The sequence below is a fragment of the Pseudomonas sp. P1_F7 genome (assembly GCF_056405655.1).
The window spans coordinates 216,657-230,765 of the sequence record NZ_JBFUBR010000001.1; the positions used below are offsets into that span (position 1 = coordinate 216,657).

General features: G+C 54.9%; 6 protein-coding genes and 1 pseudogene. 5 read left to right on the forward strand and 2 right to left on the reverse strand.

Going from position 1 to position 14,109, the window contains the following annotated elements:
* Positions 1-134 precede the first annotated feature (134 nt).
* Positions 135-3,416, reverse strand: a complete 3,282-nt coding sequence (locus AC1D1M_RS00905; protein ID WP_477762228.1) for a hypothetical protein — start codon at positions 3,414-3,416, stop codon at positions 135-137.
* Positions 3,417-3,615: 199 nt separating this feature from the next.
* Here AC1D1M_RS00905 and AC1D1M_RS00910 point away from each other — a divergent pair.
* The 4 genes and pseudogenes from AC1D1M_RS00910 to AC1D1M_RS00925 all read left to right on the forward strand — a co-directional run.
* Positions 3,616-3,975, forward strand: a pseudogene (locus AC1D1M_RS00910) (DUF3085 domain-containing protein); the annotation flags it as partial.
* Between the two features lie 306 nt (positions 3,976-4,281).
* Entirely contained in the window at positions 4,282-5,085 is an 804-nt protein-coding gene (locus AC1D1M_RS00915) for a hypothetical protein (protein ID WP_477762229.1), read from the forward strand.
* A gap of 236 nt (positions 5,086-5,321) precedes the next feature.
* Complete coding sequence (locus AC1D1M_RS00920) at positions 5,322-5,792, forward strand: hypothetical protein (RefSeq protein WP_477762230.1); 471 nt, start codon at positions 5,322-5,324, stop codon at positions 5,790-5,792.
* Entirely contained in the window at positions 5,789-6,232 is a 444-nt protein-coding gene (locus AC1D1M_RS00925; protein ID WP_477762231.1) for a hypothetical protein, read from the forward strand. The genes AC1D1M_RS00920 and AC1D1M_RS00925 overlap by 4 nt, the downstream gene beginning before the upstream one ends.
* Positions 6,233-6,705: 473 nt before the next feature.
* Here the strand turns inward: AC1D1M_RS00925 and AC1D1M_RS00930 are convergent, their stop codons facing one another.
* Entirely contained in the window at positions 6,706-9,594 is a 2,889-nt protein-coding gene (locus AC1D1M_RS00930) for an AAA family ATPase (protein ID WP_477762232.1), read from the reverse strand.
* 388 nt (positions 9,595-9,982) lie between these two features.
* Between AC1D1M_RS00930 and AC1D1M_RS00935 the strand changes: the two genes are divergently transcribed.
* Positions 9,983-13,924, forward strand: a complete 3,942-nt coding sequence (locus tag AC1D1M_RS00935) for an NACHT domain-containing protein (protein ID WP_477762233.1) — start codon at positions 9,983-9,985, stop codon at positions 13,922-13,924.
* Positions 13,925-14,109 lie beyond the last annotated feature (185 nt).

Consider the following 14,109-nt stretch of genomic DNA (forward strand, 5'->3'; position numbering starts at 1 on the left):
TCGGGACCTGATCCTTCGATGCAGACGTAGCTCATCCGTTTTCACTCCGGTGAGGAGTAGCAATCGAATGCCTACTGCCTAGTGACCTCATCGAGATAGCGATACGCCTTTTGCGAAAACGCGTCAGCCCTCAATCAGAGATCTATGTACTCAACCGATCTGCGCTTCTGAGCCGTCAGAATGATTCGGCTATTCGCCCAAACGACGTATAACTCCGAAACCTGCTGCTGCCCCTGCGCGTAGGCATAAAATCGTGTATTCAGGCGCCTAGGTCTCGTACGCCAGTGCGCAGCGCTTGCTCCCGACTCAATCTGACGGTAAGGCTCGGCGCGCTCAATGAGGCGTTTTCTGAAGTACTTCTCAACAGTGCTCTGATTGGAAAGGAGATGCATGCCACCAGGGTTCGGGAAAAGCACCGCTACCAGCTCATTTTCTTGAGCAATGCTGACGGCGACATCAAAAAACGCGTTGACGATGCTGTGTACCGTATGAGTAGCCAACATCTCATCCATCGGGTTGATCGCGCGAACGATCAGGCAACGCTTGGTTGGATGGAGCTCCGGGATTGATTCGAAATAGATCATGGCCATACCAGCAAGACGACGTTGCACAGGGTCGAACACCACCATATGCGCGTGCCGCTCCTCCTTCCACATGTCCGTGTCATCGCGCGTGCACAGGTTCGCGGCTTGCCTGGCGAAAAACGCTGCCGGATACTTTGACACGAACGCCTGCAATTCAGTGACTTCGTCGTTAGCAGGCATAGCGGTGAACTTGCCCTGCTCGCGCTTCAGCCAGCTTGCACATGTCGCGAGCACAATTGCTTGGGTGTGTCTAAGCGCGGCCTGCAATCTTCCACGGCCAGTTTGCGACCCGGCCAGATTAGCCTCACCCACCATTCGCTTGGCCAGGCTATCAGCCTGCTCATCGTTGAAGCTCATAACAAACGCCGGCATATGCGCCTCAAGAGCGTCCGGCAAGTTGCTGGTGAACAGCGTGTCGAGCTGCTCCAGCCCCTCGGCGATGTCGGCACTGAAATCCTCCAAGGCAGTTATCTGTCCGAGGTCGGTTTCGAGCCACGACCCGATCAATGAGTCCTCACGACTCGTCGCGAACAGTACACCTAGATGGGCCGCCACGGACTGAGGATCACGCGACTTGTCGTATAGCCGCTTGGAACGGATGGCCAGGCACACGTCGGTGAAGTCCTTCTTTGAACAGATCTTCGCGCTGATCGTCTTTGCCTGAATCAGCGCTTGCAGACTACTGCGCTCAAGGCGCTTTTCCATGCGACGAATCGAGCGCGCCCAGCGCATGGGGTAACCATCCCACAATTTCAATCCAGCCAGGTGCGATTCGAAACCCAGGACATTCTTCCACTGTGACCTGACGCTGTGGCTGTCAGCCTTGTAGATCATGGATATAGCCTCAGCCTCCTGAGCCTGCAGCTCAGCGCCTGATGGTCCGCGCCCCATTAGCAGGTTCTCTACCAACGGCACCAATGCGTCCATCTGTTCTTGTAGCTGCTCAGCTGACGACCACGCATGGCGAACCATGCTCGGCAGCAGGACGCCACCCGTTTGGTTCAGGATGGCTGGTAAACGAGGCAAAAGTTTTAGACACTCGGCCTGAGCAAGCACTTCCCTTCGTTCGTCGTAGCGCTTGCGTGCCGCGTCGTCCGGTTGCTTATGGCGATAACCGATGTCCGCTAACACCCGATCATCAATGGCCCTCATGACACAGCTCAGGTTCTCAGTGAAAGCAGCAAAGTGGTTACGACGGAAGGCATCGTCCAGCAGTACACGAGATGTTGAATTCAGGTCCCAGCAACAAAGCGTATGTACGCCACGTGCCTTGTAGTACCAGTCCATGATCGCTTTGAATGAGTTCAATCCCTTGTCCTCGACCAAGTACTGCAAAGTGCCTAGTCCAAACCGTACCACGCGCTCCGCTTGGCACAAATGACTGAACTCTGGCATGGGCACGGCGGTGAGCAGATAGTGATACGGTTGGGCGGTAAGAGTGCCAGCACAGCGCATGATCCAGTCAACCAACTCGCGCTCTTTACGCGGTTTACGCTGCCCTTTGATCTCAAGCCAAGTTTCAAGGCTCTGGACACCGATGCCGGTATACGCATGCTGAAAACCCAGAACTGCCTCAGGGTAGCCATACCCATGTCGCTCAAGCACTGCCAAGTATTCCAGCAATGCACCGGGGCGCGCCAGGTAAGTGCAACACTGCCCTATCTGCTCGAAGCTCAAGCAGTATGGAGCACCGGCCAACAGCGCGATCTCGGCAAGCGGTTCGCCCTCTCCCTCTCTTTTGTTGAGCTCCAATATGAGCGTCTGGCAATGCGCGAGGTCTTCGACGCTCGCGCCCAGAGCAATCAAGTGCTCGACCAACAATGAAGAAGGCTTGCAGTAGTGGGCCAGCATACGCTTGAAGTGTTGAATCTGATCAGCTGAACGGGCCTTAACCACATCCAATACAAAGGCCCAATTTGCGCTGGAAGCTCGCCAAAGCGACTCGCCAATGACCTCGTAGATCGCCTCTGCGCCTGCTGCGCCAGAAGCAACAATCAGTTGCAAGTTTACCTCCAGCCGATCCGGGTCTATAGCATCCAGGTCATGACGAAAGATACCCGCTACCTGCTTGCGCTTAACACCATTGGCCAGCAATAGATCAATGGCCTGTTTGAAGGTGCGAAGGGCTTCAGGGGTGATCTCGGGCGCGTGATAGCGCTCTTTCATTTGATAGTCTAGCCAGGCCAGCTCCGCTTCTGTCTGCACCACGTTGGTTAGCACCAGCAGATTGGCGAGTGAGCCCTTCAACCTGAAGCTGCCATAGCGAGCATAATGCTCGATCCTCGCAAAGCTCTCGACGCCAACCTTACGCACGGCCATGAACCAGCCAGCATCCAGTCTGTCGAGTTGTCTTGCGCGTTCATAGGAGAGCAGCGGTATGCCTTGTATGGCCTGATCAACGGCTGGGGTGTAGCGGTTCAAGCGACACGTCACGACTCGTTCGTAAAAGGTCTCGTAAAGAAAGGAACGTCCTTCGTAGGTGCGTGTTTTTGCTAACTGCCTACGCGTGTATTGCCATGTCAGCCAATGCGGGACGAAGAATATCCCCAATTTGCCATACCAGGGCCACGCCTCTGGTTTAACCAGTGACTGCGAAGCGGGTATGCCAAGCATTCGGCGGATATGAAGTGCCTGGTCAGAGTCTTCGGCAAGCAGATCGCTGACATTGTTCTGCACCCAACGCCGCGCAGCTCTTAAGGCAATCCGCTGAGTATATCTGGAGTGAACGTCGGCACTTTCATCGTAATCGGAAATGACCAGTCGTTTAACCGCATCTCGCCCTTGCTCTATGGCATGGGTACGAAATGCCCGATACCCGCTTTGATCACTCATTGTCATTCCTTTTACGTGGCGGTGAGATCGTGCAAACGAATGCGGTTGAATCAGTTTTGTAATCGATGGCGGGACAAGACTGACACAGACCCGATGCGCGGCTCAAACAGAGCCGGCCTTCATATTTTTGCGACCTAGTGGATTGCCAGCCGCCAGCTACTGGTGCCGGTGATACTGCAATCGGCGGCCGAGGTCCAACAAGCGTCAGGCGCTGATAGCCTACGCAGTTGACTGCAATCCCGACGTCGTGCCATTTGACAACTGCTGGGAACTAGCACGCGTCGCGCTGGGCGGCGAGTTCTTCGACCCGAACGAAGGCATGCTCACGCGTATCCTTAAAAGCACTGACGACCTAGAACTGTCGGTCACATACATGCAATTTCCCTGCACGGACTGGCATCAACTGACGAGAAGCACTGCATCCGTTGATACCAAAAGTCTTCGCCTGTCAAAGGCTCCGCTTCTTTGGCTGAGGTTAACGCGAGAGCCGGCCATTTCCTATTGGTCGTGGCGAACCTTCGCGCGCAGTGTGACGCTCCGCCCTTGCCTGCGGACGTAGCCAGTGACATGCCAGGCAACCATCGGTCTTAAAAGTTACGGCGCAGCACCCGGTACGTAACGACGCCAGTTCGCATCACATCCTTTCGCAATTTGCTCCCTAGAGCTGAATTGCTAGGGCTGGTAGTCAGCCTTGCGGCTGGAGGGTTCAAAAACACCTTTCATGGGTTGGAATGGGTCTTTCCTGGACATGCGAACAAAGGACCTGGTACCTACAACCAACGAATAGTTTTGTGCACAGGTACCGACAGACGTGTGTTTGCACATTAGCCTTGGCACATCTTCTACACCTCAGGTGAACCGAACGATGACAACCACCTCACAAGCTATTCAAGTCTGCGAAGCAGTTCTTCGAGCGGATTTGGAGTACAACCAGACTAACAAGATATGGCCAAGCGTGAATCGCGTGATTGAGCGTATGCTCAGTCGACGCAATGAGCTGTGCGACGCTTACGAAGAACTTCATGAGTCGCTCGCGCAACGCCCTCATGCCTTAAAGTCGTTCTTTGACATCCTCACCTCGACTCCGGTGGCATGGAGTCCGGAAAAGATCACCGAAGCGCGACAAGCGCGCAAAGAGCTCACGGGTATCAACGCACAGATCGCCGCCGCTGCAGAGGCACTTGCGCTACTGCTCACGCGTCGTGACGAAATCAAGGAAGGCTCAAGCTTTAGTTGCGACACCTTCTACCACCCACTTGATGTGCTGAACGCTGCTGCTGAACATGAGAACCATCACCTTTTCGAGTCCTACGTCAAAGATGGTTTGGAAATGTTGCAGTATCAGTACGACCTGAAATACTGGCCCTCGCTGAGCTCACTCGTTGAGGCTATTGGCGAAGATGCTGAAAATGCAGAAGTATATGCACAGGACCCTGCCACTGACTCGGCGACAGAGGGTCGCCGTCCTGGGCTCTCCGATTTCCTGAAGGCATTCTTCACTCGCTTGAAGGAAAACAGTGTAAGGGAAGCCGGCTTCATTCCGAATAACCTCAGCGTGTCTGATAACACTGTGGCTTCGTTGGTCAATTGTGTCCTTGATCTCAACGCAGACAAACTGATCGATGGAGATTTCATCAAGCGCTTCCGGCAGCGCGAGCGTGAACGCTAGAGCACCCTATATCACCTCGAAACACTTAATTCTGGAATTACCGTTAGCAGCTGAGGAGATTCGCTTCAGGTGAGTGCCCACCGAGATTTTTCTTAAGAGAGATTTGAAAGCGTCAATATTTTTCTGCGACAAACGCACGGAACCATCAGCGTTCAATTCACAGTCCGCACAGTCGTCTCTGAAAAATACCGCATAGCTGCCAGAACCGCGACACTGAAACCATTCATGGAGGAAGCATGCAGATCACATTGCAAAGTGAGGACGACCTGGAACAGGCGCTTCGCGAGATACATCGACGAGCTTGCACGTATGAGGGGCCGTTGATGCACCAGTTCATGGAGCTGGCCAAGCTCAGCGCGCCAGTCGAGCCTGATGAGCCCCTTGGAGAGGAATTCCAGGATAATAAGTTAAGCAATGCCAACGCGGAACCCGCGAGGCGCAGCGAGACCAAAGAGCGATTTGAAGAAGCCCTGTCGTTACTGATGGTGCTCGCTTTTCCGGTGAACAGCGGAACCGAGCAAGCAGTTCGCCGCGAACTCAACGAGGTGCTCGCACGCGATCAGCAGGTTGAGTCAATGCAAATGCGCGTCGGCAACCGAAAATCCAGCCTACGACGTAATCTTGGACGGCGCCCGACGAAGCAGCAAATTGCATTGCGGGGAGCGTTGCTCGAATTTCTCCCTCGAGAGACCAAGGAGGATTTATGAGTACGACTACATCCCACGCGACAGGCGTCAAGAAGAAAAAGAAGAACCAACCGGCACCACCGGAACTGGTCAAAGCGGTAGGCGCGCTCTTCGACATTGCCGCGAAAGCACCTCCCCCTCTTCAGCTGCAAGCGATGACCCGCGACAAGCTGTACGAAATGCTGGTTCTAGCTCGTTTACTGAGGGTATTTCGGCGTGCACACCCAAAAGGGTCAATCATTCATAGGCCACCATCCAAGGGAGGCAAGACGTCAGAGGTGGTCGTGGCGAGTAAACCAGCTCTGGCCGATCGCAAAAGGTTCTCGCATTTTGATCTGCTCGACGCCGCTGGACAGTTAGTAGGGGAAGCTTGGACCTCGGTCGAGTTTGAGTCGCTGAGTTGGGCACATAACGGCGGAGCTCCGGGCAAGGCCCCCCCGCCAAGCCCGACACGAGCTTGACGTTTGTGTACTTGAGCCTGGCGCGGGAGAGCGTCCGTCTCACTTGCAGGTCTTTGCGGGCATCAGTTGCAAAGACGTGCGCAGTTCCTCGAAGGAGAACGTACGTGAGGCATTGGGGCTGCGGCGCGAGACGGCGTTCCTGCAGACGCCTGTGCAAAGCCTCGCCCCTTGGTTGGTCACTGAGGTTCCCGCGGAACCGAGTGCACCGATCCTTCTCATCAGCTCCGACGTCGGGGTAAGGAAATACTCATCACCAGTTGACGCCCTGGGCGTCTATGTCCGATTCGTGCGTCGCCCTTGGGAAGCAGAGGTTTAAGTCTTTATTGATCAAGCAGCCAAGCCTGGAAATCTAAGCGGCATGCCATTACTTTTGTCGCCACCGACTTTTCGGTGGCGAGAAGCCACTCCGTTTCACCCCCCGTACCGGCATAGGTTGCTCTGGGTCAACATAAACCCTCAACAGCTGCATTGGGCTATTGCTCCTCAAGGAGAGGATTTTCAGTCTGCATCTGCTGGTCTTCTGGGACCTGATCCCGTTGAGCCACGCTTGCAAGGCAACAGTCGATAAATTCAAGCTCTTGGACAAGGTCGGCGGCACGCTTTTCGAGCGCGCTCAATCTCATCTGTTGCTCCTGCTGGACATGGTCCGGTGCGCGAGCAAGCGACGCCATTTTTCTCTTGCCCCACTCGATTTTTCCATTGATGTCCGCAAGGAATTTTTCCCCGGAATCTTTTTTCCTCGCGGTGAATAACTGACACTCTAGCAAGCGGATTGCATCATAAATCCTGACTACCTCCTTGCTGGTTTTGGAGTGCACGAAATTCAGACTACCTTCATCGAAAGCATGATGTTCCTGGTTCTGCCCACCCCAGTTCACGAGATCATTCTTGATAACGTCAAAATGAGTAAGATCGTAATCAATATAGGGTTCAACGAGTGAAAACGTCGATTCAAGACTGACTTGTAGATACATACTCTTTTTAAGCTGAGACTTATTGAAGTGAGCAGTGACACTTACACCCTTTTCTATGCAGTACTCCAGCACCATTGACTCAAACCAGATGCGACAATATATTAACGCCTGCCTGATATCGTAGACAGCTAATGCGCGGTATACCTTCTCTTGAAAGCCTCCCGCGTGATCAATAACCACGATGCCCTTATTCGTATAGCTCAGCACGTTGCTGGTGTGTTGATCGCATTGGGTATGACGCTCCGCAATGATGCAAAACCTTTCCCAGAAAAGTCGATCGTGGGTGGTAACCACCATTTGAATTTGGCGGAGATAGGGGTCAGAGAAAAACAGATCGATGATATTCGAGCGATGATCGCTATCGATGGCGTTGACCACGTCGTCGAAGACTATCAAGGGAAATTTATTCTTTTGAGCCATCGCGAGCAATAACGACAACCCGAGCGCTCTTAGATGCCCTTCGCTCAATATTGAGAACGCATCTAACGAGGATCCGTCTGCATTTGATATCTTAATCCTGTAGCTGTCAGCTACCTTGTCAAAGCTCAACGAATCGATTTGCTCATGCTCATCGTCGTGATTATTGATGGCTCGATAGTACTCTGCCGCTTTAGCTTCGATCCCGGAGATGCGGGATTTTTCCAATGTCAGTTTGTAAGTCAGAAAATCGCGATAAAGGTTGCCGTACTCAATCTCAAGATTTTTTAGTAGCAGGTTAAAGTGACTATTGTCAGTTGCATCATTCATCAGCTCAGCTTTTTGCGCTGAGAGATCAGCCATCTTATTGCTAACGATCTTAAACTCGCTCTCGGCGGTTCTCTTTTCATCGAATAGGCGCCTTAGCACCTCGCCAAGCTGACTCAGCTCCTTGGCCTGAAGTTCGAGTTCTGTTGCTTGAGCTTCAGACTGAGCCACTTCATTGCTCTTGCGTTGGCAGGCTTGGAGATACGCCTCAAGCTCGCTGGTGTGTTTACCTCGGAGTTCCAGAAATAAGCGGAGAACGATCGACGCTATCTCGGCACGATCCGTCGCTGCGTGAAAGTCCGAAAGTGCCACTTGAAGATCATCTGTAAGCAAAACGCATGGAACGCCAGCTTGCTCATTGGCTTTCACGATGGTCAACCCTGTAGCAACCCTAGACGCCAAGTACGCGATTCGTTCGTCATTCCGTCGTTTCGAATGCTTCAATTGCTCTAAAGCACTTAACGCCTGAAGCTCATGCCGCGCCCTCTCGAAAGGGTTCACAGAAACTCTATCCAATGGGGTCAAACAAGCCGGGCAAGTGTCGCCTGTTTCCGAATTTTCGATTGCCTCAAGGGCTTGGTAAATCGCCCGATAGTTTACATCCGAAGCTCGTCGAAGAAATTCTGCTTCGATTGTCGCCTTGTGTCTAAACAGCCGGTTAGCGATGGAACAGGCACGACTCACTTGCTTCAGGGAAATGACGCTCGGGCCTTGCGCTACTCGTAGGCGCTCGGCTTTACGAATCCTCAACTCGATTAATTTAGGTAGCCTCTGGTATCTGAGACGCACATCGTAATCTTGGTCAGCTCGCAGCCCCAAAAGCGCACAGACTTTTGAGATAGAGGCTCTCACTGCAGCGGCATGAATTCGTCGCGTCTTTCCAAGAGCAACCCGGTCGCGCTCTAAAGCTGCCAGGGAATCAGTCTGGTCAGGGCGCATGAAGGGCTTGAGGACGAAACTCTCAGGCCTGACAAATCGGGAAAGGACCTCCTGGAACTCTTCCAGCCCAAACAAGGTGGCCAAGACGTCTCCCTCGGCGCTTCCCGTGTCCTTCGAGCCCAGCAGCGAAAATTCTTGAAGACGGTTGCGGTCGATAAAGCAACTCGACCAACTGAGGCTCTGCGTCACCGGTGCCTTGTTTGTGTCGATCAGGCTTAGCTGAGGTCTGGTTGCTCCACGCGCAACATATTGTTTGACCTTGGTCTTGCGGCGTCCGGCCTCCTTGATATTCCCGGTGGTGCCGATTTCCAATGCTTCACACAGCGATGATTTGCCGCCACCATTAGGGGCGTAGAAGATGTTCTTGAGAGGGCTGAAGTGAAGGAGAGTGCCTTTATCATCGGAGCCGAACTCTCCGAACCCTCGAAAATTCTTTACTCGCAGATTAGCCAGCGGATTCAGACCTGACGGTGCCACCCAATCCAATTCCGGTCTGCTATCGAGAACTCTTTTGAAGCGTGCAGCAGCCCGTTGATAGTTACGGCCCAGCAGCTCATCAGCCGCCGTGGTGATGTGCGATTTGATGTGGTCGGAGTAGCGCCCTTTACTCTGATTAGCCTTAAACATACACCAGAGGAGCATGAGGTAAGCATCAGGCTTTCCTTCAAGGTTCTGCCTTGCGAAACTCAAAAGATACTGGCTCATTACACCTCCTTGTTGGTACGCACCAGCCTAGCCATGCTGAAATCAGAAAGCCATCACTGCTACTTCTTTTTACGCTTCAACTGAGTTTGATGTCAGGCCAATACTAAACGTGGGAATCTGCCAGCGCGATTCGCAGCTTGAGCAGAGGTGAACTTGACCTGTAGGAGGTCTACTAAGCCGTCTGCGCGCTCGACGACAACGTCATCCAGCCCCGTCGTCGCACTCAAATCTAACTAAGGGTGTTGCGAGCTGGCCCGGCAGATCAATCGCAAATGACCCGGAGGTCTTGCCGGCTCTGGCAGATGTAACCTGAGGCGGTGATCGCGTTGTTCTTGATGTCTTCAGACAGGTTAACCTAGACGAAATTTTTTGGCTGAAGAAACAGGCTATGGAAAAGGAAGTTCCTTTCATCCCGCGTACTCTGGTGCACCAAGATGGGCGACACGGCCCCCTTCGTGATAACGAGCTTGACCCGCATCAAGCCCCGATCGTGATACTGGGCGAGGCTGGAATGGGGAAAAGCCGCTTACTCGCACAACTGGCCGCACAAGCAGGTTGGCACATCGTGCGAGCCGACGAGATCGAGCTGGTTGGCGACGCTACCTCGACAGTCATGCTGATAGATGCGCTCGACGAGTCAACAGACGCTGCCACCGGAACTGCGCTGAAGGCGGTGTTGCTGGAACTGAAGAAACGCAACTACCCACCCTTCATTCTGTCCTGCCGTGCCTCGGACTGGTCGCGCGCGAAGCATGCACACTTGATCGAGGCCGCCTACCGCCAGAAACCCACCGAGCTGCACCTGCAACCACTCGATGACGAAGATATCCAGGCACAGTTGCATGCATACCTTCCCCCGGAGCGGGTCATCACTCTTCAGTCGCACCTCGAGCGCTTCGGCCTGACCCACTGGCTTGGCAACCCACACACACTGAAACTGATTGCCGAAAGCGCCATGCATGGCGAACTCCCCCGCAGCCGCTCCGAACTGTTCCGCAAGGCCGTGGAGCAACTGGTGAGCGAACATAATGACCTGAAGACAAACAACGCGTTCGCCATCAAGGAAGCGTTCGAGTTGGCCGGCGCAGTCTGTGCGGCACTTCTGCTAACGGGCCACACAGCTATTTCACGCCAAGCACAACCTGCCCGATCAACCGATGTCTCCATCATCGAACTGAGGCAACTGCCAAACGCCGATCGGGTCGAAGACTTGCTGGGTACCCGCCTGTTCAGGGCGCTAGATGCCAATCGCTTCGAATGCATCCACCGCAGCATTGCCGAATACCTGGCCGCTCACTGGCTCGCACACGAACCGTTGCCTCGCAGAACCCAGCGCCGGCTGCTTGCGATGTTCCATCAGCATGGCATCGTGCCCTCTGGCCTGCGCGGCATGCACGCATGGTTGTGCATGAGCCCGAATCTGGCCCAAAGAGTGATATGCATGGACCCAGCAGGCGTCATCGAGAACGCGGACCTGGCCGGGCTTGATCCAGCCTCAACCACCCTGTTACTAGAACGATTAGAAGAATGCTATTCGAGTAACCCAATGGCACTTTCCTGGTGGCGCACCGGCGCCGCCGTTGAACTGGCCAGCAAAGGCCTGGTGGGCGAGTTGGTAAACATCGGTACAGATCGAAGCAAGCCAGTGCATCTGCGCCTTCTTGTTCTCGAATCGCTGGACGCCTCGGCGAAGCTAGAGCCGTTCAAGAACCGGTTGTCGGCCGTCATACTCGACAGTACGGATGTGTATGGCGCTCGTCGAGCAGCACTACAAGCACTGCTTGCCCTCTTGTCAGGTGATGAGTCCCTTGAGTGCATTCGCGCCCTGCACGCAGATGCCGATCCGGACTCCGTCAGGCTAGCCTTCGACCTTGCTTGCCTGGTCGATTTCGACGGTGTCGAAAATGAACTCCTCGCCGCGCTGATCATTGGCTGCTCAGACCAGAACGACCGCTTCGGTGAGCTGTGGGACAAGTTCGCCCCGCTCAAGTCCGACTTCCCGGCGTCGCGACGCACGCCACTGTTGAATTGCCTGATCGACCAGGCTCCCGCAGGGCTGTCCTGTACCGAGTTCTATACCCGGCAGGTTGACGAGTTTCGCGAACTGCTTACTGCCCTGACCTTGGCGGCGATGACGGACAATACGCTCTCTCCGGCGCAAGCTTGGCGTGCGTTCAGCTTCTCCTGTTCAGTTCCGCTTTACCCAATGCTGGACCCCACCATCATTGAGCGTCTGGCCGCAGACCACGCCTTTCGCCACGCCGTTCAACAACATGTGATGTTCGACTGCACAGATGGTGAGAGCCTTGGCCAACGGCATGAGCGGCTGCAAGAGATCGGTCTTGATTGCTCGGAAAGCGACGCGATCGAGATGCTGGCGAGGCTGGACGCCGACGATCTAGAGGACGAGCGCTGGAAGGCTCTGGTAAGCCTCATACATCACGACAACGAGCACGGCGTGCAACTGCGCGCCGCCGCGCTGCGGTTTGCCGGCAGCCACCCGCAAAGGCTGGCCTCGGCAAGCAACATCGAACTGGACTCCCGTCGGCAAGCGCATTGGGAACGTCAACTGCGCGAAAACCAGACCCGTGTGGAACAGGACCGTCACGACGCCACTGCCCGGCTGAATGAGCACAAGGCAGCAATTGCCGCCATGAGCAAAGGCGATCACCGGTACCTGACGATACCGGCGCAAACCTACCTGCGCGGATCTCGCCATAGCCTTGATGCAGGGGCCGGAAATGGCGCTGTCGTGCAGTGGGCAGGTCACGAATTGGCAGCCGCAGTTTTCCAAGGTTTCGAAAACTACCTACGAAACATTCAAGCACGCCTATCGGCTGAAGCGATCAGCCAGTACTTCGCCCGATTCAGCCAGTACGAACGCAACGACCAAGACGTGGCGCTGGCRGAGCTTTCCGCAGAGATCATCCTGGCTGCGGCAATCGAGCACGTGCGCACCCGAAGCTCTTTGGCATGCTTAACGACCGAAGCGCTGTTCGCCATCTTTCTTTCGCTCAAACAGCTCCCCTTCAAGGCACCCGACACGCTGGAAACGCTGGTGTACAAGACGCTAGGCGAACGCAAACTTCTGATGGAGGCCATAAAGCTCTGGTTCGAACCCTGCCTGCTTATCGGCGAGTTCATCCCGCAGCTTTATCCAGATGACCCGGAGCTCTACAACCAAACCGAGAAAATCCTGACGAAACTGGCAAGCGACTGGCTGGAGTGCCGACCGGACCTGCCCGAGGCATCGCAGTACTGGTGCTTGCAGCATCTGGCCCACAATGAGCCAGACACAGTCCCCCGTGCTCTGCGGCATTGGGGCTCGGGAAATTCTCGCCCCATGCCGCTATTCATTGAAGCTGCGCAACTCATCGTGAACTTCGAGGAAAAGTCGGCGCTACTCGACTGCACACCGGTGAACCCTGAACTGCTGCTGGCACTTAGTAAGTTTCAGATGCTCACTCCAAGCGTGGACACCACCAGCTGGATCATCGAAAGATTCCGGGGCTGGTATCCCATGATCGGCTGGCTCAAGGGCAACCTGATCGATGAAGACTGGTCGAGACCGCAAAGTGAATACCTGCAACGCCTGATCTTCCAGCTAAGCGAGCAGCAAACCCACGAAGCACACTCGGCCATGGACCTCCTGTGCGAAGCCTCCCGTGACAGTTACACCGATTACCTGTGTGAACGCCGTACCCTGCAACGCCAGCAAGGCCAGGGATTGGCATACCAACCACCCACGTTGGAGACGTTGCTGGCAATCAAGCGTGACGGACCACCGCGCACCGGAGCCGATTTGCTGGCCTGCATCCTCGAACAGCTGGAAGATGTACAGCGCCGGATCAAGAATGACGAGCTCAACTCTTGGAAACTGTTTTACATGGACGACGGCAAGGCGCCACAACGAGAAGAATGTTGCCGAGATCGTTTGATCGGTATGTTTGAACATATAACGGCAGATATCCGATTCGATCCCGAAAGACACGTGGTCGGCCAACGACGCGTGGACATCATGTGCGAAACCATGGACATCACACTGCCCATCGAAATCAAACGTGCCTGGAACGGGCAACTCTGGGACGCGGCCGACCAGCAGCTCGATGCCGCGTATGTCAGCTTCCACCGTGGCTCGGGCCTAGGCATATACCTGGTGCTGTGGTTTGGCGAGCACTCCAAGAAACCGCGCCGCCCAGCAGATGGAAGCCCGTCCCCCAGCTCCCCGGAGCAGCTGAAGACGATGCTGGTCGAGCGTAGCAAGGCTGCCACGCAGGGACGCGTGGCGGTGGTGGTGCTGAATATGACACGTAGCCAGCCCGCGAAGTGACTCGCAACCGCCCGGACAGCTTTTCGTCGCTTGAGGCCGCGGCGGGAACGCTGGCCATCCTGCGCTCTCTGTAGAGCAAATCGTCGACCAAACCTTCCTACCGGACAATGCTCTCTCACGAACTGATGCAGGAGCTCGCCGATGCGCTGCCGCTGGAGATCTAGGAAGCGGCATTCACACCAACA